22 protein-coding genes are annotated in these 25,908 nt (G+C 70.0%); 14 read left to right on the forward strand and 8 right to left on the reverse strand.

The genetic code is table 11. The features are described from left to right. Positions 1–44 precede the first annotated feature (44 nt). Positions 45–854, forward strand: coding sequence for a PrsW family intramembrane metalloprotease (locus AB0L64_RS02120; RefSeq protein ID WP_359934794.1), 810 nt, complete (start codon positions 45–47; stop codon positions 852–854). Continuing rightward, positions 838–1,953, forward strand: a complete 1,116-nt coding sequence (locus tag AB0L64_RS02125; protein ID WP_363706792.1) for an aminotransferase class I/II-fold pyridoxal phosphate-dependent enzyme — start codon at positions 838–840, stop codon at positions 1,951–1,953. Before AB0L64_RS02120 ends, AB0L64_RS02125 begins: the two co-directional genes overlap by 17 nt. On the opposite strand, the gene cysS is transcribed toward AB0L64_RS02125, so the two are convergent. After that, positions 1,950–3,404: a cysteine--tRNA ligase gene (gene cysS, locus AB0L64_RS02130; RefSeq protein ID WP_363706794.1), complete on the reverse strand. Its 1,455-nt coding sequence runs from the start codon at positions 3,402–3,404 to the stop codon at positions 1,950–1,952. The genes AB0L64_RS02125 and cysS overlap by 4 nt on opposite strands. 335 nt (positions 3,405–3,739) lie before the next feature. Between cysS and AB0L64_RS02135 the strand changes: the two genes are divergently transcribed. Continuing rightward, positions 3,740–4,864: an endonuclease gene (locus AB0L64_RS02135; protein WP_363706796.1), complete on the forward strand. Its 1,125-nt coding sequence runs from the start codon at positions 3,740–3,742 to the stop codon at positions 4,862–4,864. Between the two features lie 110 nt (positions 4,865–4,974). Here AB0L64_RS02135 and AB0L64_RS02140 read toward each other — a convergent pair whose 3' ends face one another. Then, on the reverse strand, positions 4,975–7,590 hold the full coding sequence (locus AB0L64_RS02140) for a hypothetical protein (RefSeq protein WP_363706798.1): 2,616 nt from the start codon (positions 7,588–7,590) through the stop codon (positions 4,975–4,977). A gap of 182 nt (positions 7,591–7,772) precedes the next feature. On the opposite strand from AB0L64_RS02140, the gene AB0L64_RS02145 reads away from it, so the two are divergent. The 3 genes from AB0L64_RS02145 (at position 7,773) to AB0L64_RS02155 (ending at position 10,757) form a co-directional block, all read left to right on the forward strand. Next, a complete protein-coding gene (locus AB0L64_RS02145; RefSeq protein WP_363706800.1) occupies positions 7,773–8,825 on the forward strand; it encodes a hypothetical protein in 1,053 nt (350 codons plus the stop codon). A 3-nt stretch (positions 8,826–8,828) separates the two neighbouring features. Continuing rightward, a complete protein-coding gene (locus AB0L64_RS02150) occupies positions 8,829–9,860 on the forward strand; it encodes a hypothetical protein (protein ID WP_363706802.1) in 1,032 nt (343 codons plus the stop codon). A gap of 72 nt (positions 9,861–9,932) precedes the next feature. After that, complete coding sequence (locus tag AB0L64_RS02155) at positions 9,933–10,757, forward strand: siderophore-interacting protein (RefSeq protein WP_363706804.1); 825 nt, start codon at positions 9,933–9,935, stop codon at positions 10,755–10,757. A 3-nt stretch (positions 10,758–10,760) separates the two neighbouring features. On the opposite strand, the gene AB0L64_RS02160 is transcribed toward AB0L64_RS02155, so the two are convergent. The 3 genes from AB0L64_RS02160 to AB0L64_RS02170 form a co-directional block, all read right to left on the reverse strand. Continuing rightward, positions 10,761–11,540, reverse strand: a complete 780-nt coding sequence (locus AB0L64_RS02160) for a Fic family protein (RefSeq protein WP_363706806.1) — start codon at positions 11,538–11,540, stop codon at positions 10,761–10,763. Positions 11,541–11,545: 5 nt separating this feature from the next. Then, positions 11,546–11,779 (reverse strand): hypothetical protein, encoded by a 234-nt coding sequence (locus tag AB0L64_RS02165; protein WP_363706808.1) that lies wholly within the window; start codon positions 11,777–11,779, stop codon positions 11,546–11,548. A gap of 61 nt (positions 11,780–11,840) precedes the next feature. Further along, entirely contained in the window at positions 11,841–12,548 is a 708-nt protein-coding gene (locus tag AB0L64_RS02170; protein WP_363706810.1) for a hypothetical protein, read from the reverse strand. A 46-nt stretch (positions 12,549–12,594) separates the two neighbouring features. Here AB0L64_RS02170 and AB0L64_RS02175 point away from each other — a divergent pair, with 46 nt between their 5' ends. From AB0L64_RS02175 to AB0L64_RS02200, 6 genes are all read left to right on the forward strand, one after another. Beyond that, a complete protein-coding gene (locus AB0L64_RS02175; RefSeq protein WP_363706812.1) occupies positions 12,595–13,485 on the forward strand; it encodes an aminoglycoside phosphotransferase family protein in 891 nt (296 codons plus the stop codon). A 12-nt stretch (positions 13,486–13,497) separates the two neighbouring features. Next, the gene (locus AB0L64_RS02180) at positions 13,498–13,956 is read left to right on the forward strand and encodes a group II truncated hemoglobin (protein ID WP_363706814.1); all 459 of its coding nucleotides are present in this window, start codon (positions 13,498–13,500) and stop codon (positions 13,954–13,956) included. A gap of 77 nt (positions 13,957–14,033) precedes the next feature. Then, the gene (locus AB0L64_RS02185; protein WP_359934771.1) at positions 14,034–15,089 is read left to right on the forward strand and encodes a glycine betaine/L-proline ABC transporter ATP-binding protein; all 1,056 of its coding nucleotides are present in this window, start codon (positions 14,034–14,036) and stop codon (positions 15,087–15,089) included. Next, entirely contained in the window at positions 15,089–17,041 is a 1,953-nt protein-coding gene (locus tag AB0L64_RS02190; RefSeq protein ID WP_363706817.1) for an ABC transporter permease subunit, read from the forward strand. The genes AB0L64_RS02185 and AB0L64_RS02190 overlap by 1 nt, the downstream gene beginning before the upstream one ends. Then, positions 17,038–17,991 carry an ABC transporter substrate-binding protein gene (locus AB0L64_RS02195; RefSeq protein WP_359934767.1) on the forward strand — a complete coding sequence of 318 codons (954 nt, stop codon included), beginning with the start codon at positions 17,038–17,040 and terminating at the stop codon, positions 17,989–17,991. Before AB0L64_RS02190 ends, AB0L64_RS02195 begins: the two co-directional genes overlap by 4 nt. Before the next feature lie 417 nt (positions 17,992–18,408). Next, positions 18,409–19,995: a DUF222 domain-containing protein gene (locus AB0L64_RS02200; protein WP_363706819.1), complete on the forward strand. Its 1,587-nt coding sequence runs from the start codon at positions 18,409–18,411 to the stop codon at positions 19,993–19,995. 525 nt (positions 19,996–20,520) lie between these two features. Here AB0L64_RS02200 and AB0L64_RS02205 read toward each other — a convergent pair. Continuing rightward, complete coding sequence (locus AB0L64_RS02205; RefSeq protein ID WP_363706821.1) at positions 20,521–23,355, reverse strand: BTAD domain-containing putative transcriptional regulator; 2,835 nt, start codon at positions 23,353–23,355, stop codon at positions 20,521–20,523. A 42-nt stretch (positions 23,356–23,397) separates the two neighbouring features. On the opposite strand from AB0L64_RS02205, the gene AB0L64_RS02210 reads away from it, so the two are divergent. After that, positions 23,398–24,255: an NAD(P)-binding domain-containing protein gene (locus AB0L64_RS02210; RefSeq protein ID WP_363706823.1), complete on the forward strand. Its 858-nt coding sequence runs from the start codon at positions 23,398–23,400 to the stop codon at positions 24,253–24,255. Here the strand turns inward: AB0L64_RS02210 and AB0L64_RS02215 are convergent. Together AB0L64_RS02215 and AB0L64_RS02220 are read right to left on the reverse strand one after the other, a co-directional pair. Further along, complete coding sequence (locus AB0L64_RS02215) at positions 24,252–24,500, reverse strand: hypothetical protein (protein WP_363706825.1); 249 nt, start codon at positions 24,498–24,500, stop codon at positions 24,252–24,254. The two genes, AB0L64_RS02210 and AB0L64_RS02215, sit on opposite strands and share 4 nt — an antisense overlap. Then, positions 24,497–25,018, reverse strand: coding sequence for an RNA polymerase sigma factor (locus AB0L64_RS02220; protein WP_359934757.1), 522 nt, complete (start codon positions 25,016–25,018; stop codon positions 24,497–24,499). The genes AB0L64_RS02215 and AB0L64_RS02220 overlap by 4 nt, the downstream gene beginning before the upstream one ends. 258 nt (positions 25,019–25,276) lie before the next feature. Here AB0L64_RS02220 and AB0L64_RS02225 point away from each other — a divergent pair, with 258 nt between their 5' ends. After that, a complete protein-coding gene (locus AB0L64_RS02225; protein WP_363706827.1) occupies positions 25,277–25,873 on the forward strand; it encodes a ParA family protein in 597 nt (198 codons plus the stop codon). Positions 25,874–25,908: the final 35 nt, after the last annotated feature.

The following is a 25,908-nucleotide window of genomic DNA, read 5'->3' on the forward strand; positions in this document are numbered from 1 at the left end:
TGCGACATGGCGCAAGGACGCCATGAACCGGCACCATTCAGCTCATGAGTGCACAGCAGCTGGTCCGCCGGTGGGCCTGGGTCGGAACCTTCCTGGTCGGGGCCGGGCTGTACCTGGCCGTACTGGCCGTCCTGACCGATACCGGGAACCCGAACCTGTTCCCGACGATGATCCTGCTCGGGGCGCTCGTCGTACCGCTGACCTTCGTGACGTTCGCCGCCGGCCGGTCCGGGCGGTGGCTGATCGACGGGCCGACGCTGGGCGGCTGCCTGCTGTTCGGCGGCGTGGTCGGCGTCCTGGTCGCGGGGCTGCTCGAGTACGACGCGATGCGCCGGCTCGGGACGCTGCCGATGGTCGGGGTGGGGCTGATCGAGGAGGCGGCCAAACTCGTCGTACCAGCCGTCCTCGTGGTGTTCTTCGGGCACCGGTACCGGACGTCGATCGGGCGCGGGATCATCATCGGCGTCGCGGTCGGCACCGGGTTCGCCGTGCTGGAGACGATGGGCTACGCGTTCGTCGCGCTGCTGCAGTCGAACGGCAACGTCGGAGCCGCCGAGCAGACGCTGTTCATCCGCGGGCTGCTCTCCCCGGCCGGTCACGCGGCCTGGACCGGTTTGGCGTGCTGGGGCCTGTGGCGGTTCGTGACCGCGCCGAGCGGCAAGCACTTCGCGGGCTTCCTCGGCATGTACGCGTTGGCGGTCGCGCTGCACTCCACGTGGGACGGTCTCGGCGGCCGGGTCACGTATGCCGTGGTCGGCGCGATCTCGATCGGTCTGCTGCTCTACGGTCTCAAGCGCGCGCAGCGTGCCGAGCTCGGGCAGGTCGTGAAGGAGCCGTATGCCGACCCTGCCTGACTTCCGCCTGGAGACCTATTTCGCGCGGTGGGAGTTCAGCGCGCGCTACCACCTGACCGCGTCCGACGCGCAGACGCTGCCGATGTCCGAGCTGCTCGCGCTGGCCGACGACGACGGCCGGGAGCGCTGGGACTCGCTCACCCTCGGCTACACCGAGACCCGCGGCCTTCCGGCGTTGCGCGAGGCGATCGCCGCGACGTACACCACTGCTGAGCCCGAGGACATCCTTTGTTTCGCGGGCGCCGAGGAAGCCATCTACCTGGCGATGCGCACCCTCCTCGAGCCCACGGATCACGCTGTCGTGCTGACCCCCAACTACCAGGCAGCAGAAACCATCCCGCTGTCCGTGTGTGAGGTGACAGGGGTGGCACTGCAGCCCGGCGACGGATGGGCACTCGACGTCGACGCGATCGCAGCCGCTCTGCGCCCGAACACGAAGCTCGTGTCGGTCAACTTCCCGAACAACCCCACCGGCGCGGTCCCGGCTCCGGACGCCTGGGCGCGGCTCGTCCAGCTGTGCGACGAACGCGGCATCATCCTGTTCTCGGACGAGGTCTACCGCGGCCTCGAAGCGGATCCATTGCCTCAGGCAACAGATCTGTCGGGAACGGCGATCTCGCTCAACGTGATGTCCAAGGCGTACGGCTTGCCGGGCCTGCGGATCGGGTGGATCGCCTGCCGCGACCACACGGTTCTGGACCGGCTCGAACGCGCGAAGCACTACACGACGATCTGCAACGCGGGGCCGAGCGAGGTCCTCGCGCTGATCGCCCTGCGGGCGAGAGACCGCATCCTGGAGCGCAACCGGGGCATCATCGCGCGCAATCTGCCCCTGTTCGAGGAGTTCTTCGGGCAGCACTCCGAGCTGTTCGAGTTCGCCGCGCCGGACGGCGGATGCGTCTGCTATCCGCGCTACCTCGGCCCCGACGGCGTCGAAGCGATGTGCGCCGAGCTGGTCGAGCAGGCGGGCGTGTTGTTGCTGCCGGCCAGTATCTACACGTCGGACCTGACCGAGACGCCGAAGGATCGCTTCCGCCTCGGAGTGGGGCGCAGCGGGCCGGAAGAGGCGCTCGCGGCCTGGGCCGACTGGTTGACCTAGGTGATGCGGGTCCAGGTCGGGCCGTCGGCGGTGTCGGTGACCTGGACACCCAGCTCGGTCAGCTCCGCGCGCAACGCGTCGGCCCGCGCCCAGTCCCGGGCGGCGCGTGCGGCCTCGCGGTCCGCGACCAGTTGCTCGACGGCCCCCTCGTCCACCGCGGACAGGTCCGCTGCCTGGTCGATGTCCAGCGCACCGAACGGCAGCCCGAGGACGGCGGCGCACGCGGCCACGACCGCCCGTTGGCCCTGCTCGGACAGCGCCTGATCGCGCAGTGCCTCCTGCAGCAGCGCGAGCACGCGGGGCGTGTTGAGGTCCGCGCTGATCGCCTCGTCGATCTGGTGGATCACCGCGACAGCCGCGGCATCGTCTCCGGCCGCGGCGCGGGCATCGTCCGCGGTCGTCACCACCGGCAGCTCGCCGAGTGACGCCGTACGACGAGCCAGCCGGCGCAGCGCGGACTGCGCGCTGTCGAGCCCGGCCATGGTGAACTCGAGCTGAGCGCGGTAGTGGCCGCCGAGCAGGAACAGCCGGCACGCGAGCGGGTGATAGCCCTGCTTCGCCAGGTCGCTCACGGTCAGGATGTGACCGGCCGACTTCGAGATCTTCGCCGAGCCGAGCTGCAGGAACTCGTTGTGCAGCCAGAACTTCACCCACGGTTGCCCGTCGCCGAGATACGCCTCGCTCTGGGCGATCTCGTTGACGTGGTGCAACTGCCGGTGGTCGACGCCGCCGGTGTGGATGTCGAAATGCTCGCCGAGCAGCAGCATGCTCATCACCGAGCACTCCAGGTGCCAGCCCGGCGCACCCCAGCCCCACGGCGAGTCCCACCGCATCGCCCGCAGCTGTCCGGGCGCCTCCGCCCGCCACAGCGCGAAGTCGGTCTTCGCCCGCCGGCCGGGCACCTCCTCGACGCGCGCGCCCTCGAGCTGGCCGCTCACGTCGATCAGGCCGAGCTGCCCGTACGTCGGGTCCTTCGAGGTGTCGAAGTACAGCCCGGACTCGATCTCGTACGTGAAGCCGCGCTCGACCAGGCGCTCCGCGAACGCGATCATCTGCTCGACGTACTGCGTGGCACGCGGATAGTGGTGTGCGGGCAGGATGTTCAGCGCGGACAGGTCGGCGAAGAACGCCTCGGTGTACATCGCCGCGATCTCCTCGACCGAGCGGCGTTCGCGGGCGGCCGCGACCTCGAGCTTGTCCTCGCCGAGCTCGGCCTCCGCGACCGCGTGGCCGACGTCGGTGATGTTGATGACGTGCTCGACCTGCCACCCCTTCCAGAGCAGGGCGCGGCGCAGGGTGTCGGCGAACGTGTAGGCCCGCAGGTTGCCGATGTGCGCGAAGCTGTAGACCGTCGGGCCGCAGCTGTACAGCCGCACCACACCGTCCGTGGCGGGTGTGAAGTCTTCGATGCGGCGTCCGAGGGAGTTGAAGAGACGCAACGGCACGGTCACCCGCGCGATGCTACCGGTCGGAGAGTGAGATGGCTCCGGCGGAGGCATGGACAACGCGTGGTGGAGTGAGTACCGTCCGTAAACGGCGTCCGCTCCACGCCGACCTCGACGGTGAGGTGCCGCCCGCCAGTGGCACCTCGCTGGTGTGTGGGCAGAGCGGGCCGCGGCGGTCAGTCACGGCCTGATGGGGGCCCGTACACCCAGGTGGGGTGGTGAACGGCACTCACTCGTTCACCGCCCCACCGGTTCAACTCTTCACCTGCTGTTTGTTAGGTGGCCCGGCATCCGGGGCAGACTGATCTGCGTCCGGTCCCCAACCGCCCCTGGGAGTAGCCGTGTCCCGACTCTTCCGTCCGGCGTTGCTCGTCACCGCCGTTCTCGCTCTGCTCGGCTGTTTTACGAGCGTCACACCGTCGAACGCCGCCACCGCAATCTCCGTCAGCACGGCCATCGGCCGGCAGGACGGATCAGTTGCCTCGGTCACCGGGTACGTCGTCGGCCAGCCGACCGCGACCACCACGGTTGTCCGCAGCAACTTCCCGAACGACTACGCACTGGCCCTCGCCGACTCGGCGTCCCAGACCAGTACGTCGGCGATGCTCTACGTGCAGATCCCGGCCGAGTTCCGCGCGTCGTACGGACTGCAGAGCAACCCGAGCCTGCTCGGCCGGCAGATCACCGTCACCGGCTCGCTCACGGCGTACTTCTCGCACCCCGGACTGAAGAACGCGACCGCGTTCACCGGCGGTGGCGGCTCGTCGGATCCCGGTGATCCCGGCGACTACTACGCCGGCGCCGAGGGCAAGACGGGCACTGCGCTGAAGTCTGCGCTGCACACGATCATCTCGAGCCAGACCAAGCTCACCTACGACCAGGTCTGGGACGCGCTCAAGGTCACCGACCAGGACCCGAACAACAGCAGCAACGTCATCGAGATCTACTCCGGCCGCTCGATCAGCAAGAGCCTCAACGGCGGTGACGCCGACGACTGGAACCGCGAGCACGTCTGGGCCAAGTCCCACGGCGACTTCGGGACCGCGACCGGACCGGGCACCGACATCCACCACCTGCGCCCCGAGGACGTCACGGTGAACTCGGCGCGCGGCAACCTCGACTTCGACAACGGCGGTACGTCGGTCGCGCAGTGCTCCGGCTGTACGGCGGACTCGGACTCGTTCGCCCCGCGGGCCGCCGTGCGCGGCGACGTCGCCCGGATGATCTTCTACATGGCCGTGCGGTACGAGGGCGACGACGGATTCGCGAACCTCGAGCTCAACGACTCGGTCGGCAACGGCACCGCGCCGTACATCGGCAAGCTGTCGGTGCTGAAGGCCTGGGCCGCCGCCGACCCGCCGGACGCGTTCGAGAAGAACCGCAACGAGGTCATCTACAGCCAGTTCCAGCACAACCGTAACCCGTTCATCGACCACCCGGAGTGGGTCGCCTCCATCTGGCCGTGACGGGGCAGTGCCATCTGAGGGGCTGACCCCTGAGGTGGTCGGTTGCGGACCTGGATTCTGCCTCCGCAACCGGCAAACTCCGGGGTTGACCCCTCAGATGGACGGGTGGGCTAACGGTTTGTCTGTAGGTCGCGTTGAGTGGCGGTCTGGCCCTGGGCCGGCCGGTGCTCGGGAGAGCGGCCGCCGGTCGCGGTGAGTTGTGGTTGGGCAGTGACCGGTCGGGCGATGCCGGACTGGGCGGCGGCGACGCCGAGGCGGGTCTGGACCCAGTCCTGGAAGCCCGGGTCGGCGACGCGGATCTGGTGACCGGTACGGGTCAGCAGGCCGCGCGAGACGAGTTTCTGCGCGGCGCTGTCGAGGTCCCAGCGGGCCGGCCCGGCGGCCTCGGAGCGGGACGGGATCGGCATCCCGCGGGAGCCGTGTGCCGCGGTCTTCGCGAGCAACTCCTTCTCCGTCGGTGCGCAGTTGTACCAGGCCGCGTCGTACAGCGCCCGCGACTGGGCGTTGAGCCGGCTCGTCGCCGTCGTGGCGACCTCGGTCGTGATGCCCCGCTCTGGTCCGGCGAGTTCGAGGGCGGCGCTGGTCAGCGTCCGCAGCCGGCTCGGGTTGCCGTTGGCGGCGTCGACCAGGTGGTCCACCGCCTCCGGCTCGAACCGGATCCCGGCCTGCTCCAGCGGCCGGGTGAGCGCGGGCCGCAGTTCCTCGGCGCTGAGCGGCGTGAGCCGCCGTACGTCGAACCGCGCGGCGTCCTGGGTCTCCACGCCGGCATGTCCACCCGATGCCTCGAGCAACCGGCTGGTGGCTTCCTCGCCGCCCGCCGCGATCAGGAACAACGGCTTGCGCGACCGGTGCAGGTGCGCCGACAGCTCGGTCAGCGCGACCAGGTCGGTCTTCGACGCGGCGTCCAGGTTGTCGACCATCAGCAGGATCGGTTGCCGCTTGGGGTGCGCCATCTTCGCGAGGTGCTCGGCGACGTCGTTGAGCGTCGTACCGACGGAGTCCTTCTTGACGCCCTCCCACGCGGTCCCGACGCGGATCTTCGGCCCCGGCGCGATCCCGAGCCCGACCTGCGCGGTGTGCATCGAGTTCCGGGTCCGGATGGCCATCTTGTTCAGGAGCTGCTTCAGCTCCTTCACCTCACCGGCCGGGTACTTGCCCTCGAAGTTCCGCAGCTGTCCCTGGACCGCGCGGATGACGCGGGCCTCCAGCGACTCGCGGCGGGACGCGTCCAGCCGGATCGAGATCCAGCCCTGCTCGTCGGCGAACGCCTTGGTCCTGGACAGCTCCTGGCTGGTGCCCATCCCCGGCGGGCCGGTGAACAGCACCGAGGTGCCGCGCGGGGTCCGCTGGTCGAGCGAGACCGGTCGGCCCTGCTCGTCCGTGCGGTCGACCTGGTGAACGAGCTCCCGCGCGTTGCCGAACACCTGGTTGACCAGGGCGCGGTCGCCGAGCGGATGGGCCGGCGCGAGCGCGGCCTCCTGGCGGCCGGGCTCGATCGGCTGCGCGGCGGAGTCCGCAGGCGTCTGGCCCAGATGGTCGTTCAGCCAGTCGCGGAATCCGCGGTCGGGGATCGTCACGACCCCGCCGTCGTGCTCGCGCAGCAGCCCGCGGGCCACCAGCTCCTGGCGAGCCCGGTCGATCTCCTGCCAGTTCCCGGGGCCGGCGGCGCCGGTCTCGGCCGGCATGGACAGCCCGGCCGGGCTCTGGGCGGCGACGCGCGCGAGCAGGTCCTTCTGCGCGTGCGTGGTGCCCTTCTGGTCCCACACGCTCTGGTACATCACCGCGGTGTCGGCCCTGACCTGGGCGGTCGCGGTGGCGGCCGACCCGACCGTGATCCCGCGCTCCGGGTCCCGGTACGCGACCGCGGCCTGCCCGAGCCGTCGCAGCCGGCCGGGGTCGCCGTTGGCCGCAGCCAGCAGGTCGTCGATCGCGGCGTGGTCGTAGGCGATCCCGGCCCGGTCCAACGGCTCGGTGAGTGCCGGCCGGAGCTGCACGTCGGTCAGCGGACCGAGTTCGCGGATGTCGAACTGGTTGGTGATCGTGGTGGCGATCCCGGACATCCGGCGGGACGCGTTCATCAGCGCGCTGGTCGACATCGAGCCGCCGGCCGCGACCAGCCAGACGGGACGGTTCAGCTCCTCGATATGGATCGCCAGCTCGTTCAGGCCGGCCCGGTCGTGCTCCGACGCCTGGTCGATGTTGTCCACCAGCAGCAGGATCGGCTTGCCGTCGATCTCGGTGAGCTTGCCGAGCTCGTCGGCGAAGTCGTTCAGCGTGGTGCCGAGATCGTCGTACGCCGTGGTGTCCTTCTCGCTCTTGCCGATCAGCTCGACCGGCATCGGACCGCCGCCGAGCCGGTACTCGATGCCGACCCGGGTCTTGCGGCCGCTGCGGGTGAGGTCGCTGACCGTCCGGCTGAGCTTGCGCACCGCTCCGCGCCGGAACCGGGCCCGCAGCGCGTCGAGGTTGGTCCGGACCGCGCCGGTCAGCTGGTGCTCGAGCGGGACGTTCGCGGAGGCCGTCAGCCGGATCGCGGTCCAGCCCTGGCGGGCCGCCAGGTCCTCCGCGCGGTCCAGCTCCGAGCTCTTGCCCATCCCGGGCGGACCGGTGAACAGGATCGCCTTGCTCTCCGGCAGCACGTCACCCAGCGAGATCGGGTTGCCGAGCCGGTCGGTCCGCGTGACGGAGTACGCCGGGTGCCGGACCGTACCGAAGACCTGGCTCATTGCACCAGCCTGCGGACCGTAGCCGTCGCCGACGCGGGCGACGCGTGACCGAGCGGTTAACAGTCGGCCCCCGGAAGTTGAACCCCGAGCGCGCGGCAACCGGTCTACACGCTCCGGCCCGATCGCGCAGTCCTGGACCGAAAAGGTTGGAACGACCCTGTACCGCTGTCACGCTCAGTTGCATGCGAATCAGACGAGTACTCGCAGCGCTGCTGGCCGCACCGCTTGCGGGAGTCGTGCTCGGTGGTGCGCCGGCCGCCCAGGCCTCCCCCGATCCCTACCTGACCATCTCCCAGGTCACCCTCGACCGTACGTCGGTCGCGGTGTCCGGCCTGAACACCTACCCGATCAACGTGACCGTGAAGGGCGGCTACCACTCCGGTGAGCCGGGCGACAACGGTCTGGTGCTGAACGTCCTGCTCAAGCGCACCGGCGGCACCGGCCCGCGGGACAGCATCGTGTCCGCGGACCTGAAGCGCACCGCCGGCACGATCGAGAACGGCACCTGGACCGGCCGGCTGAACGTGGCGTCGACCGCCAACGGCACCTTCAAGGTGACCGGCGTGATGACCGGCCCGTACGGCTCCCCGGGCTCCGGGACCCCGGTCGACCCGACGCCGTACTCCGGCCAGACGATCACCGTGAAGGGCACGAACCTGCCGAAGATCACCGCGTCGGTGAATCCGAAGGTGGTGCCGTGGGACAAGCCGTACTCGATCACCTGGGCGGTCACGAACACCGCGACCGGCAAGCCGTACGGTTCGCAGATCCCGATCGGACTCGGCGTCGACACGCCGTGCGCCGAGGGCGGCAGCCCGATGTACAAGACCGGGACGAACGGCCTGATCACCAAGTCGTACACGGCCTTCGACGGCGGCGCCCTGAACTGTGCGCACATCTATGCCGACCCGTACTACATCGTCGGCCAGTGGCTGTTCGTGGCGCACCCGGCGATCGTCTCGGCGGTGCCCTCGAAGACCAGTGCCCCGGTCGGGACCATCGTCGCGGTCAACGGCTCGGTGTACCGCGTCGGTGGTTGCTCCGTGCAACTGCAACGGCTGTACGGCGCCTCGCAGTGGCGGTCGGTCGGCACCGCGTCGGTCCGGCAGTCCGGGCGCTTCACGGTCAACGCGCAACCGGCGTACCAGGGTTTGATTCCGTACCGCGTCTACTTCCCGACCTGCGGCAGCATCGTCGCGGGGTTCAGCAAGACCTTCTACATCCGAGGGACGTGACCCATGAAGCGAACACTGTCCGCCCTGCTTGCCGTACCGTTGCTGGGGCTGGGGTTGGCCACCGCCCCGTCGGTCGCGCAGGCCGAGCCCGATCCTGACCTGCACATCACCTCGGTGACGCTGAACAAGACCAGCGTCGCCGTCAGCGGTCTCAACACCGTACCGGTCACGGTGACGGTCAAGGGCACGTACGACGCTGACGCGAAGACTTCGGTGAACGTGATCCTCGAACGGACCGGCGGCACCGGCCAGGAGCGGACCCTGTTCTCCACCAACCTGCCGCGGCTGGCCAACGGGACCTGGAGCGGCCCGCTGCAGGTCCCGTCCACCGCGAACGGAACGTTCAAGGTCACCGGCGTGATGACCGGCCCGTTCTTCCCGGGCAGCGGGAGCATGACCGACCCGACGCCGTACTCCGGGCCGTCGCTCGCGATCACCGGGACGCACCAGCCGAAGATCACCGCCTCGGTGTCCCCGAAGGTGGTGCCGTTCGGCTCCGGCTTCAAGATCACGTGGGCGGTCACCGACGCGCAGACCGGCAAGCCGTACGGCAGCCGAGTCCGGGTGGTCCTCGGGACCGACAACATCTGCGCCGAGTACTTCGGCCCGGGCTACACGAACCTCACCGGCACCAACGGCCTGGTCACGAAGTCCTACTCGGCCGATGCCGCCAACTGGGTCAACTGCCTGCTGCTCCCCGGCAACCCCGCGTCGGTCGGCGGGCTCGGGCTCGTCGTCGTCCGGCCGGGCATCGTGTCCGCGGCCCCGTCGAAGACCAGCGCACCGGTCGGCACGATCGTCCCGGTCAACGGGTCGGTGATGGGCGCACCGTCCGCGTGCAAGGTCCAGCTGCAGCGCCTGTACGGCGCCTCGCAGTGGCGAACCGTCGGCACCGGCGCGATCCGCCAGAGCGGCCGCTTCACCCTGAGCGCGCAACCGGCGTACAAGGGACTGATCCCGTACCGCGTGTACTTCCCGAAGTGCTACAACTACCTGGCCGGCGTCAGCAAGGTCTTCTACATCCGCGGAACCTGAGCGGCTCTTGGGCGGGTGGGTTAAGGTTAGTTAGGTTGCCCTAACCTGCCCGCCCGAGAGGATCGTCGTCGCGTGACCACTCCCGCACCCCGCCGTAACCGCGTCTGCAAGCGCGCCGTCGTCCTCCGGACCGAGCGGATCACGCCGCACATGATCCGGGTCGTGTTCTCGTCCGACGACTTCGCCGACAACGGGTACACCGACCACTACGTGAAGCTGCTGTTCTGCAAGGACGGCGTCGAGTACCCCGAGCCGCTGGACATGGGCGTGGTGCGGGAGACATACCCGGCCGAGCAGTGGCCGACGATGCGGACCTACACGGTCCGGAGCTGGGACGAGGCGACGCGTGAGCTCGCGATCGACTTCGTCCACCACGGCGACGAAGGGGTGGCCGGTCCGTGGGCGGCGTCGGCGCAGCCGGGCGACGTGCTGTGGTTCAACGGCCCCGGTGGCGCCTATACGCCGGACACCGCGGCCGACTGGCACCTGCTGGTGGGTGACGAGAGCGCCCTGCCGGCGATCGGCTCCGCGGTCGAGCAGCTGCGGCCGGGAACCCGCGCGACCGTTCTCGTCGAGGTGGCGGACGGCGCCGAGGAGCAGAAGTTCGGCGGCTCCGGCGACGTCGACGTGCGCTGGTTCCATCGCGGGACCGCCGGCGCCGAGCGCGGCGACGGTCTGGTCGCGGCGGTGGAGGCGTTCGACTTCGGCGACGGAACGCCGCACGTGTTCGTGCACGGCGAGGCAGGGTTCGTGTTCCGCATCCGCAAGAACCTGTTCCAGGTCCGCGGACTCTCCCGCGACCAGGTCTCCCTGTCCGGCTACTGGCGCCTCGGCAAGAACGAGGACGGCTGGCAGGCGGAGAAGGCCGAGACCGCCCGCCAGGAACGTTCCTCCTAGAGCTCAGTCGCGCTCGACCGTCCGGCCCGGGCGGCCACGGGACGCGCTCTGGCGGCCGGCCTTACCGGCGTCCTGCTGTTTCGTGGTCCGGGCCGATGCCCCGTTCGGATCGAGGCCGGCGACGCGGCGGGCCTCCTTCAGGTCCGCGGGGAGCAGCGTCGCGCTCGGTCCGCCGGGCCGTGGCTCGGCGATCGCCTTGAAGACCGGCACCATCATGTCGGGCACCGGCTCGTACTTGCCGAGGTCCGGATCGGTCAGCATCGAGCGCTGGTTCCACACCGCCGGCGGGACCTTGGTGAAGTCGAGCTGGTACGGCGACAGCTCGGACACGTGCTGCATGAACACCTTCGCCGCCCGCCCGTTGCCCTCGCGCTGCGGATGGGCCTGGTTCACGTACGCGTGCACCTCGGCGGCCTTCGCCGCGAACTCGTCCAGGTCCATCGACGCCCAGTCGGCGGACTCGATCAACTTCGCGGCGTCGGCCAGGTAACGGTCGATCTGGCCGATCGGCGCGAAGCCGCCCGGGCCGCTCTTGGCCAGCTCGACCGTCCGGCGCTGACCGGCCCAGTCGTACACGTCCTGGAACAGGTGCGCGTGGATCGCCTCCACGTGCCGGCCGTCGTACGTCCGCGGAATGTCGGCCTCGCCGGACTCCAGCTGCCGCTGGCGCTCGGCCGCCGCTGCGTACTCCAGGCCCTTCAGGGTGTCCCTGTCGAGCTCGCCGAACTTGTTCCGCAGCGTCTCCTGGTGAGGCGGTGGGTAGACGTACGGGTCAGTTGCCACCCGCGTCAGCCTTGATTCGTCGCGCGTCGGCGGGCGGCGGCGTGGGCGCGACGCAGGTACTCGTCCTGGTCGATGGCGCCGCGGGCCCGGTCGGCGAGGTTCTCGACGTCCTCGCGGTTCGGCTCCCAGCCTTCGTGCCAGGCGTTCGCGAGCGACTGCAGGACGGCGCGCCGCTGCTCCTCGTCGAGCGGAGCGAACAGCTCGGGCCAGCGGTCCTCGACGTCCAGCTGCTCGGCCACGGCCCAGCCCCTCTCTCCTCCGCTCGGATCCACCTCATCCTACGGAACGGCAGGGTCCGGATCAGGCTCCGCGGCGCTCGGCGAGGACGTCGATCAGCGAACCGGCCTGGTTCGTCGGGAGCACCCAGTCCTCGCCGTTCACCTGCAGGATCACGGCCGGTCCCTCGCTCGCGACGGCGTGCGTGATCGCGATCGGGAACCGGAGCCGCTCCGCACCCGACAGCGAGAACTCGTGCGTCGCGGTGATCGCGCTCAGCGGGTAGGTGCGGAGCTGCTGCTCCGACCGCGGCACCGGATGCGACTGCACGGTGACCGAGTCCGCGCCGACCAGCACCGCGGCGAGCGGGATGCCACGCAGCCGGAAGACCAGCTCGTACGGCGTACCGGCGAGCTCGGGGTCGAACGGGACGAGCAGGGCGCGGTCGGCGGCGCGCGCGAGCGCCAGCCCGCCGACGATGCCCACGATCAGCCCCGGCAGGGCGAGGATCGCCGGCCACCACACCCCGACGGCCAACGGGAAGAGCGTCACCGTCAGCCCGGCCAGCCCGCCGAACAGCCCGGCGACGCCCAGCCACCAGCGCGGCGTGTACCGGTGCCGCCGGCGCAGCACGAACCCGAGCACCAGCATCGCGACCGGCACGACGCACCCGATCCACGCGGCCGCCGGACCCGTCGCCGCGATCGCCGCGACGACCACCAGCAGCACCACGGGAATGCCCAGGTACGCCACTGCCACCAACCGCTGCGCCCGCCGATGCCTGCTCTCCACGGGAAAACCCAAGCACATGTCTGCCGCAGCACCTACTCTGCCGAGGGTGATCGAGATCCCCGCGAAACTCGTCCGGAACCACAGCGCGAAGGCCGCCGACTGGCTGGACGGGCTGCCCGGGGCGGTCCAGCGGTACATCGACGAGTGGCAGCTGACCGTCGCCGGCGACTCGTTGAGCGGCGAAGCGTCGCTGATCGTCCCCGTCGTACGGCGCGACGGCACCGCGGCGATGCTCAAGCTGCAGCGCGTCGACGAGGAGTCCGAGAACGAGGCGCTGGCCCTGCGCACCTGGAACCACGACGACGTCGTCGAGGTCCTGGAGGACGACCCGGAGACGTCGACCCTGCTGCTCGAGCGCCTCGAACCCCGGACGCTGAACGACGTTCCCGATGACGTCGAGGCGACGCGCATCCTCGCGGAGCTCCTGACCCGTCTGATGGTCGTCCCCGCGCCACCCGGGATCCGTCAACTGTCGGACATCGCGGCCGGGATGATCGAGGACGCGCCACGGGTGCTTCCGATGCTCGCGGACCCGGCCGAACAGGCACTGGCGCGGCGCCTCGCCGACCGGATGGCCGAGCTGCTGCCGGAGCCGGGTGACCGGTTGCTCCACTGGGACCTGCACTACGGCAACGTGATGGCCGCGGAACGGCGACCGTGGCTGGTGATCGACCCGAAGCCGCTGACAGGGGACCCGGCGTTCGAACTGATGCCGGTGTTGTGGAACCGATGGGACGATCTGGTCGCGACCGGCGACCTCTCGCAAGCGATCCGCAACCGGTTCGACCTCACGCTCGAGGTGACCGGCATCGACCGGGACCGTGCCCTCGGCTGGACTGCCGGGCGGATCCTGCAGAACATTCTGTGGTTCACCGAGGACGGCGACACCCGGATCGAGGACGAGCTCGCGGCGGTGTCCGCTGCCCTGTTCTCGTGATTACATGATTACGTGACTACTCCAACGCTGTACGAATGGGCCGGCGGCCACGAGGCGCTCCGCCGGCTGACCGAGGTCTTCTACGACCAGGTGCTCGAGGACCCGATCCTGGCGCCGGTCTTCGCGCACATGAGCGAGAACCACCGCGAGCACGTGGCGATCTGGCTCGGGGAGGTGTTCCGCGGCCACAGCCGCTACACCGACGAGCTCGGCGGCTACCCGGCGATGCTGTCGCACCACCTCGGCCTCGGGCTGACCGAGGAGCAGCGGTCGCGCTGGGCCGCCCTGATCGCCCGCAGCGCCGACCCGGCCGGCCTCCCGGACGACCCGGAGTTCCGCTCGGCCTTCGTCGCGTACGTCGAGTGGGGCACCCGCATCGCCCTGGCCAACTCGCAGCCCGGCGCGACCCCGCCGCCCAAGGCTCCGGTGCCGCACTGGGCCTGGGGCGAGGCGCCGCCGTACCAGCCCTGACAGGAGTTGAGGGCCCGGCGGTTGGGTAGAGTCCCGGTTCACGTTGTGTCTGCCGGCGGGGATGCGAGGGTTTACCTGTGACCGCTCAGCTCGAGTACCCCGACATTCAGGATTCCGAGGCGCTGCTGTCCGTGCAGGGCCTGTGGAAAGTCTTCGGCCCGAAGGCGCAGCGGATCCCGCACCGTCCGGACCTGGCCGCCCTCGACCGTCCGGAGCTGTACGCGAAGACCGGGTGTACGGCGGCTGTCCGCGACCTGAGCTTCGACGTGGCGCCCGGCGAGGTGTTCGTGGTGATGGGGCTGTCCGGCTCGGGCAAGTCCACACTGGTGCGCTGCCTGACCCGGCTGATCGAGCCGACGGCCGGGCGGCTCACCTTCGAGGGCGAGGACCTGCGCGCGGCCGACGAGAAGCGGCTGCGCGCACTGCGGCGGAGCAAGTTCTCGATGGTGTTCCAGCACTTCGGCCTGCTGCCGCACCGCAAGGTGATCGACAACGTCTCGTACGGCCTGGAGATCCGCGGCGAAAGCAAGCCGGACCGGCGGCGCCGCGCCCAGGAGGTCATCGACCTGGTCGGCCTGGCGGGCAACGAGCACCTGTACCCGGAGCAGCTGTCCGGCGGCATGCAGCAGCGCGTCGGGCTGGCCCGCGCGCTCGCGAACGATCCCGACGTGCTGCTCTTCGACGAGCCGTTCTCGGCGCTCGACCCGCTGATCCGGCGCGAGATGCAGACCGAGGTGGTCCGGCTGCACCGCGAGGTCGGCAAGACCATGGTGTTCATCACCCACGATCTGTCCGAGGCGCTCAAGCTGGGTGACCGGATCCTGCTGATGCGCGACGGCGCCGCGGTCCAGCTCGGCACCGGCGACGAGCTGGTCGGCGCACCGGCCGACGACTACGTGCGCGAGTTCGTCCGCGACGTCCCGCGCGCCGACGTCCTCACGCTGCGCTGGATCGTCCGCGATCCGCGTCCGGACGAGCCGCTCGACGGCCCGGAGCTCGCGCCCGACGTCCTGGTCCGCGAGGCGACCCGGCTCGTGCTCGAGTCCGACCGCCCGGTGAAGGTCGTGGACGGCGGGACGTTGCTCGGGGTGATCGGCGACGAGGAGATCCTCGCCGTCGTCGCGGACCACTGATGGCTGCCATCACGAGCGACGTGGAGGTCGAGGTCCGGCGGCCTCGGCGCAGCGTTGTCCTCGGCGTCCTGCTCGTCGTCTGGGTCGCGGCGTACTTCGTCCTGCGCGGCATCGACACGCTCGTCCTCGGCGGCCAGGACACCACCGCGCTGCATCGGTGGCTGAACGATCACCGCGACGACGTCGGCCAGGGCAACGCGTTCTTCGACGCGATCCGGTTCGTCGTCGACCAGTTCGTCGTGCTGCTGCAGAACGTCATCTCGCAGCCGTCGTTCGACCGCCCGGTGCCGGTGATCGGGTGGCTCGGCGTGGTCGCGATCGCGGCGTACTGCGCGTGGGCGTTCGGCACCTGGAAGGTCGCCGTCCTGACCGCGGCCGGGCTCGCCTTCGTCGGGCTGCAGGGGTTGTGGCAGGAGAGCATGGACACGCTCGCGCTGACGATCGCGGCGGTGCTGCTGTCGCTGCTCGTCGCGATCCCGCTCGGGATCTGGGCAGGCCTGTCGAACCGTGCGTTCCGGGTCGCGACGCCGGTGCTCGACCTGATGCAGACCTTGCCGACGTTCGTGTACCTCGCGCCGCTGACCTTGTTCTTCGCGATCGGGCCGGCCGCGGCGACGATCGCCACGCTGATCTACGCCGCTCCGCCCGCGGTCCGGCTGACCGCACACGCGATCCGCTCGGTGCCGCCGGAGAGCGTCGAGGCGGCACGCTCACTCGGCTCGACCCGCGGGCAGACGCTGCTCAAGGTGCTGCTGCCGATGTCGCGGTCGACCGTTGTCGTCGGCATCAACCAGACCATCATGGCCGCGCTGTCGATGGTGACCGTGGCCGCGCTGATCGATGCGCCGGGTCTCGGTCAGACCGTGCTGAAGGCGTTGCAGACTCTCGACGTCGGCGTCGCGTTCAACGCGGGGCTGGCGATCGTGGTGCTCGCGATCGTGCTCGACCGGGTGACGACCGCGGCGGGCGACCGGCCGTGGCGTACGGCGAGCGTGCGCCGCAAGGTTCTGCTCGGCGTCGGCGCAGTCGGTGTGCTGGTGGCGGTGTGGTTCTCCCGGACCTACGTGTGGGCGGCCGAGTTCCCCTCGGACGTGAACATCGGCTCGCGGATCGCGGTGGTGGCGTCGGACGTGACCGCGTGGGTCCAGGACGTCTTCGGCGGGTTCACGTACGGCGTCCGGGACGTGGTGACCCTGGGGCTCCTCAACCCGCTCGAAGGCTTGCTGACCGGATCGCCGTGGTGGCTCGTCAGTGCGGTCCTGGTGGCGCTGGGGGCCGTCCTCGGAGGCTGGCGCGGCGCGGCCCCGGCCGCGGTGTGCTGCGCGCTGCTGATCGCCACCGGGGTGTGGCACGACAGCATGGTCACCCTGGCGTCGACGCTGCTCGCGACGGTCGTGGTGGTCGCGGTCGGGCTCGCGCTCGGGGTGTGGGCCGGGCGGAACCGGCGGGTGGACGGCTGGATCCGGCCGGTGCTGGACGCGGGGCAGACCATGCCGCCGTTCGTGTATCTGGTGCCGTTCCTGGCGTTGTTCGGGACCAGCCGGTTCACCGCGATCGCGGCGGCGGTGGTGTTCGCCGTACCGGTCACCACGAAGATCGTTGCCGACGGCATCAAGGCGGTGCCGGTCGCGACTGTCGAAGCAGCCAACTCGGTCGGGTCCAGCGCCTGGCAGGTGATCAGCAAGGTGCAACTGCCGGTGGCCCGGCGGGCGATCACGCTCGCGGTCAACCAGGGCCTGATCTACGTGCTGTCAATGGTGGTCGTCGGCGGGCTGGTCGGCGCGGGCGCGCTCGGGTACGACGTGGCCGCCGGTTTCGCGCAGAGCGAGTTGTACGGCAAGGGGCTGGCCGCCGGGCTGGCGATCGTCCTGCTGGGCGTCATGCTCGACCGCGTCACGCAGGCCGCGGCACGCCGTACCCAGGATTTCCAAGGTAGAGGAGACAAGCGGTGAAGAAGCTCCGGTACGCCGGTGTGCTGACGGCGGTCGCGCTCGCGGTCGCGGGGTGCGGCGGGGAGAAGGTCGGCGCGCAGCCGCAGCCGAGCGCCGGCAAGGAGTGCGGCTCGTTCAACCTGACCGTCAGTCCGTGGGTCGGGTACGAGGCGAACGCGGCGGTGGTGGCGTACGTCGCGACCAAGGACCTCGGTTGCAAGGTGGAGAAGAAGAACCTCAAGGAAGAGATCGCCTGGCAGGGCTTCTCCACCGGTGAGGTCGACGTGAACCTGGAGAACTGGGGGCACGAGGACCTGAAGAAGAAGTACATCGAGACCGACAAGGTCGCAGTCGAGGCGGGCTCCACCGGCGTCAAGGGCGTGATCGGCTGGTACGTGCCGCCGTGGATGGCCGAGAAGTACCCGGACATCACCGACTGGAAAAACCTGAACAAGTACGCCGCCCTGTTCAAGACGTCGGAGTCCGGCGGCAAGGGGCAGCTGCTCGACGGCGACCCGTCGTACGTCACCAACGACGAGGCGCTGGTGAAGAACCTGTCGCTGAACTACAAGGTCGTGCAGAGCGGCAGCGAGACCGCGCTGATCCAGGCGTTCCGGGACGCGGAGAAGAACAAGCGGCCGCTGCTCGCGTACTTCTACGAGCCGCAGTGGTTCTTCAACGAGGTCAAGCTGGTGAAGGTCAACCTGCCCGCGTACACAGCCGGCTGCGACGCGGTGCCCGCGAAGGTGGCCTGCGACTACCCGCCGTACGACCTGGACAAGATCGTCTCGAAGAAGTTCGCCGACTCCGGCAGCCCGGCCTACGACCTGGTCAAGAACTTCCAATGGACCAACGAGGACCAGAACGCCGTCGCCCGGATGATCGCGGTCGACAAACTCACCCCCGACCAGGCCGCCGAGAAGTGGGTGAAGGCCAACGAGTCAAAGGTCAACGCCTGGCTCGGCAAGTAACCACCGCCCGTCGAACAGCAGCAAAAGCTCGAGAAAGAACAAAGAACAGTAAAGAGATATAGGGAAAGTTGGCTGCCTGGCTTGGTTTGGCGGTGCGGTGACACTCGGCATGCCAGAAGATGCCTCGCCCCCATCAGCACCACCAACCGAGTCGGCAGAACCCGAGGCGCTGGTGATGTGGCTGTCCGCACGGTTCCCCGTCGGCGCCAAGGTTCCTCCAGCAGTACATCGCGCGGTAGATCTGCGCAGCTGGGGATTCGTTGAGGGCTTCGCGACCGGGTGATGGACAGCGCTGAGTCGGCTGGGATGTTTGCTGGGTGTGTGCTGGTGTGGGCCCACAGGTAGCCCACGAATAGCCCACAAAATAAGGGGATTCCGGCTCAGAAACTGTCGGTGTCGCCGTCTAGAGTCAATGCCATGGAACTCCTGGGCGAACGGCCGGCGTGGTCGATGAGTGGCGGCGAACTGCTGTCCACCCTCGACACGCTGGAGGCCGAGCTCGCCCGCCTGGAGGCCTACCGGCTGAGTGTGATCGCTGCCATCGAGTCGACCGGGTACGCGCAGGAGCTCGGCGCCCGCGACACCGCCGAACTCCTGCGCTTCCGCTACCGCCTGGACCCACCGGCCGCCCGCCGCACCCTCCGCCTCGCCCAGACCGCCCCGCACTACCCGGCCGTGGCCACCGCCCTCGACCGCACCGCCTCCTCCGCACCCACCGACGCCCCCGACGACAACGCACTCGACGACAACGGGTCCGGCGACAGCGGATCCGGGGACGGCGCTGGTGGTGGCTGGCTGCTGCGGCCGGCGCAGGCGGCCGCGATCGTGTCTCCGCTGGAGCGGGTGCGGTCGCGGGTGCCGGTGGAGCATCTGGACGCGGCCGCGGAGCAGTTGGTCGGGTTGGCCGGTCACCTGTCACCGGGCGAGCTGCGGACCGCGGCCAAGGAGATCGCCGACCTGCTCGACTCCGACGGCCCCGAGCCCGAGGAGCTGAAGGCGTATGAACGGGAGTCCCTGACGCTGTCGGCTGCGGACAACGGCGTGAAGTTCAAGGGCTTCCTGGCCAACGAGAACGCCGAACTCCTGCGCGCCGTCGTCCATGCCGGCGCCCGCCCGCACAAGACCGTCGACGGCGACCACGACCCGCGCCCCCGTGACAAGCGCCAGGCCGACGCGCTGTCCACCGCCCTGGGCATCGCCGCTGCCGCATGGGACACCATGGGACCCGCCGCGCCCACCGGATCTACGGCGGTGGCCATGGCCGCCGCGGGCGGCACCGGTAGCGCGGGCAGCGCGGGCAGTGCGGGGAGCGCGGGGAAGGATCGTCGGGTGGCCGGGTACGGCGCGAAGGCGAACATCACCGTCACGATCGGCTTCGAAGACTTGAAGGCCGCGACCGCGGACGCGATCGGGCGTACCGTCTACAGCGGCGGGCTGTCGGCGGCCACGATCCGGCGGCTGGCCTGCGATGCGAACATCATCCCGCTGGTGCTCGGCTCGAACTCCGAACCGCTCGACGTCGGGCGCCGCGTGCGGCTCGTCACCGGGGCGATGCGCCGCGCCCTGGACCACCGCGACCGCGGCTGCGTGGTCTGCGGGGCCCCGCCGATCATGTGCGACGCCCATCACCTGGTCTCTTGGATCGACGGCGGCGACACCAAGGTCGACAATCTGGCTCTGCTGTGCCGTCGCCACCACGTCGACCTGCACAGGGGCCACTGGACCATCGCCATCCTCGACGGCGTCGTCCACGTCGCCCGCCCCAGCTGGGCCGAACCCGGAGCCGCCCTCGCCACAACGCGCCGCACAGCACCCCCGCGCACTCGACCACCCAGCGGCAGGACGGACCCGCGCGAGTCCGAGCCCACCCAGCCCACGGAGCAGGCCGACGTCGGCCTGCGGGCGGTCGATGGCGACGTGGTGGAGACCGTCGCCGACCGCTCCCGATGGCGGGCCGACGAGGCTGCCCTCCAGCAAGCGGCCGACTTCGCAGCCTCCGCTTGAGGCCGGACGACACAGCAACCTCCTCCCCGCAGGCATGCGGGCAGGAGGCGGCTCTGCTGCGCCGGGCCGGTCGGTTGCTGGCGTTGGCCAGCGGCAACGGTGCAGGCAAGGTCAACGCAGCCGATACACGCAGGCTGCTGTCCGCGTCAGGAGAGGCCGGAATCCTTCCCAGCAGCCCGCGCCAGTCGCCCCCTACCAGCCATCCGCGCCCCCGGTGTGTCGTCGACGGCGTCTGTCCTCCGCCGCTCATGGCGGACACTGAACCGGTCGGCCGCGAGGGCGGAACAGGCCTGCCCCGGGGTCGGGTGGTTGTGGAGCGCCGTACGAGCAGCGGTCCCGGCTCGGCCGCTTCTGGCTACGCCGAGGTTTCCGCTCGTGCAAGTTTGTCGGAGGTAGGGGCCGAGCAGTGCAACAGTCGCGACGGTCAGCAGGATGAGGGTGCTGATGGTGTGGGCGGGCTCGGGTCGCGCAGGCAAACTACGGCTGACCGCCGAGGCCGGCCACCGTTCTAAATCTCTTTCTTCTTCATCTTTCGTTGACCACAGGTCTGCTAGGCCAGGTTGAGTCTGGCTTCGATCCGGTCCACGTCGAAGCGTTCGGCTGGTGGCAGGGGACGCCGGCCTCTTGGCGGAGGGCTGCTGCTTCGGCGAGGAGGGTCAGGGCGCGGCCGGGGTCTTCGGTCGCGCCTGCGAGGCCTTCGAGGGCGAGGGCGATTGCCCGGTGGTCGCCGATCTCGCGGGCAAGTTCGAGGCCGCGTTCGTGCAGGGTGCGGGCCGTCGTGTAGTCGCCGCGTTGTTCGGCGACGAAGCCGAGTTGGTTGCTGATGAAGGCTATCCCGGCGGTGCCGCCGACCTGCGTCAGCCAGGCGAGCCATTTGCTGAAGTACCGCTCGGCGTCGTCGAGGCGGCCCTGGCGCCGGGCGGTCAGGCCGAGGCCGACTTCGGCGTACTCCTCGGCCGACTTGTTCGACTGCTCGACCGCCAGCCGCCGCGCCTGCTCATGCAGCTCGTCGGCCCGCGCATAGTCGCCGGTCAGCAGCGCGATCCGGCCCAGCCCCGCGGTGCGGAACGAGACCTCGGTCCACAGCCCGAGGTCCTCCGCGTGCCGGATCGCGTCCTCCAGATACGCCGTGGCGGTCGGATAGTCGCCGCTGATCTCGGCGGCCACGATCAGCGTGTACGTCGCCTGCAGCCGGCCCCAGTCGTCGTCGAGCGCGTCGAACAGTTCGAGGCTGCGCAGACTGTCCCGGCGCATCGCGGCCAGATCCGCGTGCACGATGTCGAGCTGCGCCCGCGTACTCAGCGCCGCGGCGAGACCCCAGCGGTCGCCGCGGTCGGTGAAGGTCTCGATCGCCCGGTCGATCCAGCCGAACAGCACGTCCGCGTCGCCGTACGCCCACCGGGTCATGGTCAGGAACCACAGCGCGTACGGGTCGTCGCCGACGGCCCGCAGCGCTTCCTCGCCGGCGCGCGCGACATCGGTGCCCTCGGCATCGGTCGCCGTCATCCCGACGAGCCAGACCGTGGCCTGCGCGCGCAGCGCCGGGTCCTGGCCTGGCGCCGCGAGCGCGGCCGCGAGTGACCGGCGTGCTTCACCGTGACGACCTCGCAGGTACCAGTACCAGGCGAGCGCAGTGGCCAGCTCGAGCGACGGTGGGACGGCTCGGAAGTTCGCCGCCTCCTGGTCGAGCCGCTGCAGCCACTCCCGCTGACCCGGGCCGCGTAGCTCGGCCCGCCGCGCGAGCGCCAGGTAGTAATCCGCATGCCTCCGGCGGGTGGCGGCCTCCTCACCGGCCTCGGACAGCCGCTCCAGGCTGTACGCGGCGATCGACTCGAGCAGGCGATATCGACCGCCGCCGGCCACGACAAGTGACTTGTCGACCAGAGCCAGCAGGAGGTGCTCGGGCAGCTCACTGACCTCGACAGCCGCTTCCAGCGAGAACGTGCCCGCCTGGACCGCGAGTCGCCGGAGCATCCGTCGCTCTTGGTCGTCCAGCAGGTCCCAGCTCCAGTCGATCGTTGCCCGCAGGGTCCGCTGCCGCTCCGGCCCGCCCTTGCCGCCGGACAGCAGCCGGAAGCGGTCGTCCAAGCGATCCGCGAGTCCTTGCACCCCGAGCGCGCGCACGCGGGTTGCAGCGAGCTCCAGTGCGAGCGGGATGCCGTCGAGGCGTTCACAGATCGCCGTCACGTCGCCGGTGACACCCGCGCGGGCGTTGAACAGCTCGGCCGCTGCTTCGGCGGTCAGCGGCGGCACGTCGAGCACGCGTTCACCGGTCAGCCCGAGCGGCTCACGGCTGGTCGCGAGTACGCGCAGACCGGGCGCTGCGGCGAGCAAACGCCGTACCAGGTCTGCCAGGTCCAGATGTTCGCAGTTGTCGAGGATCAGCAGCAGCTGCCTGTTGCTGAGCGAATCGAGCAGCCGCGGGAGCAGGTCGGTCGACTCGTCACGCAGCTCCAGTGCTGCGGCCAGCGCGTCCAGGACGTCGTCTTGTCGCAGCGGGGCGAGTTCTACCAGGCAGGCGCCGGGCGAACCGAGCTCGAGCGCCAGACGGGTCTTTCCGACGCCACCGGGGCCGACCAGCGTCACCAGACGATTCGTGTCGAGGAGCTGTCGTGCGTCGGCCAGCGTCTGCTCCCGTCCGATCAGGTCGTTGAGCGGCGCGGGGAGAGTGGCGGGCCGGCGGAGGGATCGGTCATGGCGCAGGATCGCCTGGTGCAGCTCGGTCAGCTCGGGGCCGGGGTCGGCGCCGAGCTCCTCGGCCAGTGCAGTGCGCAACTCGGCGTACCTGTCGAGCGCCTCGTGCTGCCGACCCGCCCGGTAGAGCGCCTTGAGGTGGATGGCGTGCAGCCGTTCGTCGAGCGGGCGCTGCTGGATCAGTGCGGTCGTGTGCCGCAGTACGTCGTCGCTGTGCTCGACCGCGGTCAGGTACAGGTCCTCCAGACGCTCACGAGCCGGCCGGGCGAACTCGTGGTCAGGCACGTCGGCGTACGGCTGACCGCGCCACAGCTGGAGCGCCTGTCGTATCTGCCCGGCACGTACCTGCTGCTCGAAGATGTTGCTGTCGACAACGTCCGTGGTCAGCGCGTAGCCGGCCGGGCTGTGTTGGACGAGGCTGCGGGCACCGGGCTCGGCGCGGTCCAATGCCGTCCGCAGCTGGGACACGCGGGCCTGCAGTGTGCCTGTCGCGTTGCGCGGCGGGCGGGCGCCCCACAGGTCGTCGATCAGCCGGTCGGCGCTGACCGGCCGGCCCTGGTTCGCCAGCAGGTCGAGGAGCAGGGTCCGGACCTTCCGATCGGGTACGGCGACCGGTTCGCCGGCGTCCGTCCGCACCAGCAGCGGACCGAGCACCCCGAAGTACATACCCGTAGTAAACCCGTAGTGCGTTCTCCGAGCATCGGGTGCATGAGTTCACGAGAAGCAGTGACAGTGATCGGGCTCGGCGCGATGGGCTCCACGATGGCCCGGACCTTCGTCGACGCCGGGCATCCGACCACCGTCTGGAACCGGACCCCCGGCAAGGCGGCAGGGCTCGGTGCGGTCGAGGCGACGAGCGCGGCCGAGGCGGTGGCCGCGAGCAGGCTGGCGGTGATCAGCCAGGTCGACTACCAGGCGATGTTCGATTCCCTGGCGGACGCGGATCTGAGCGGGCGGGTGCTGGTCAACCTGAGCTCGGACAGCCCGGCGCGATTGCGTGCGGCGAGCGAGTGGGCCGAGGAACGCGGAGCGACGCTGGTCGCCGGCGGCATCATGGTGCCGCCGCCGGGGATCGGAAGGCCGGGCGCGTACGCCTTCTACGCGGGTCCTGCCGACGTGGTGGCGGCGCACCGCGAGACGCTGAAGGCACTGGGCCGCGTCGACCACATGGGCAGCGATCCCGGACTGGCGATGCTGTACTACCAAGCCATGCTGAACATCTTCTGGACCACGTTGATCAGCTACTTCTACTCGGCGAGCCTGGTCGGCAGCGCCGAACGACTCCGTCCGTACGCCGCGGCGATGCTGACCGACCTGACCGCGGACGGGCCGATGGGCTTCCTCCGCATCCTCACCGCGGAACTGGAAGCCGGCGAACACCCCGGCGCCGAGAACAACCTCCACATGCAGGCCGTCGGCGCCGAGCACGCCGTCCAGGCGTTCACCGAGGCAGGTCTCGACGTGACCGTGCCGGGCGCCGTGGCCGAGCTGTTCGCCCGCGCCGATGCGGCCGGGTACGGCGCCGACGGCCTGAGCGCGCTGGTCGAGCTGGTCCGCAAGCCCTAGGGGACGGACGTCAGCTTGCACTGGCCGTCGACGCAGTCGCGTTGCAGCCTGCCGCGCGAGACGGTTTCGATCAGGCCGATGACCCAGCACGTCGGGCAGCCGCGGAAGGCCAGCAGTGTGACGGGGAGCATCAGGAGGCTGAGTGGGCCGACGGAGGGCAGCAAGGCGAAGGCGGCGATCAGGCTGCCGAAGCCGATCAGGCCGCGGAGCAGATGGCGGGGCAGAGAGGCGCTGGCGAAAGTCATGACAGGGCTCCGAGAGATTCGCGCACGGTGCTCCGGGCGCGGTGCAGGCGGGATTTCATGGCGGGAACGGTGAGGCCCAAGGCCTTCGCGACCATCGGGCCGCTGTAGCCCTGGACGTCGCGGAGGATCAGGACGCTGCGCTGATCGGCAGGCAGTTGCGCGATGGCCGCGGCAACTGCCTGCGCCTCCAACTGGCGCAGCGCCTCCTCCTCCGCGGACGGCGCGGTGTCCGGGACCAGCGGCTGGTCGCGCAAGACGGTGCGGGCCCGGCGCAGGCACTCGTTGCGGATGATCCGGAACATCCACGACGTGAGCGCACTCGTGGCGCGGAGCATCCCGATCTTGCGGTACAGGATGATCAACGCCTCCTGTGCCGCGTCCTCGGCGTCCTCCGGCGTGGCGCACAGCGTCCGCGCGAACCGCCGTACGGTCGGGTGCGAGTCGGCGACGAGCGTGGTGAGCGCGTCGACGTCGCCGTGCTGGGCGGCGCGGATCAGGTGCTCGTCGAGGTCAGCCACGGGCCCGCCGGCGCAGGACGACGACGCTGCAGGTGCCGAGCAGCGCGACCGCGACGGCCGCGGCGACGATGATCCAGATCATGAGGTGCTCCTTCGTCAGAGTGCGATATCGGGAGTAAGAGGCACCGGGCCGGCGAAAGGATTCACGCTGAAGTCTGCTTGAGCTTGTACACACGGGCCACGGGCAACTATCACGATGTGACGGAGCAACGCCGACGACACGCCGGATTTCGGACAAAACCGGGTAAGTTCTCTCTCATGATCATCGTGACAGCTGCACTGAAGGGCGGGGTCGGTAAGACAACCACGTCGGTGTACTTGGCCGCGCTGGCATCTTCCAACCGTCGCACATCCACTCTGATCGACGCCGATCCGCAGGGCAGCGCCGCGGACTGGATCGCGGAGTCCGAGGACGGCCAACTGAACCGGATCGAGATCGCGGAGGCGCCGACCGAGCGCCTACTGAACAAGGCACTGGACAAGGTCCCGCCGGAGGGCATCGGCATCGTGGACATGCCGCCGTCCCACGAGCGGCTGCTCAACAAGGCCCTCGAACGGGCCCGCATCGTGATCATCCCGACCCGCGTCGGCGGCGTCGAGACGCCACGCGTCAAGGCCGTCCTGGAGCTCGTGCCGGACGGCGTCCCGGCCGGCCTGGTGATCTGCTCGGCGCGGACCTACACGCGCTCGTACCAGGAGGCCATGCAGCAGTACGCGCAGGAGAACATCCCGGTCTGGGGCACCATCCCGGAGCGCGTCTCGATCACCGCCGGCCCCACCGGCCCGCTGGCGACCGACGGCCTGGAGTCCTACAAGAAGGTCTGGCGCAAGATCCTGGCCGCGGCCCGCAGTTAGGCCCCGTCTGGCGCTGAATTACCAGACAGGACCTA

This window comes from Kribbella sp. NPDC051936 (assembly GCF_040680955.1).
Classification (GTDB): Bacteria; Actinomycetota; Actinomycetes; order Propionibacteriales; family Kribbellaceae; genus Kribbella.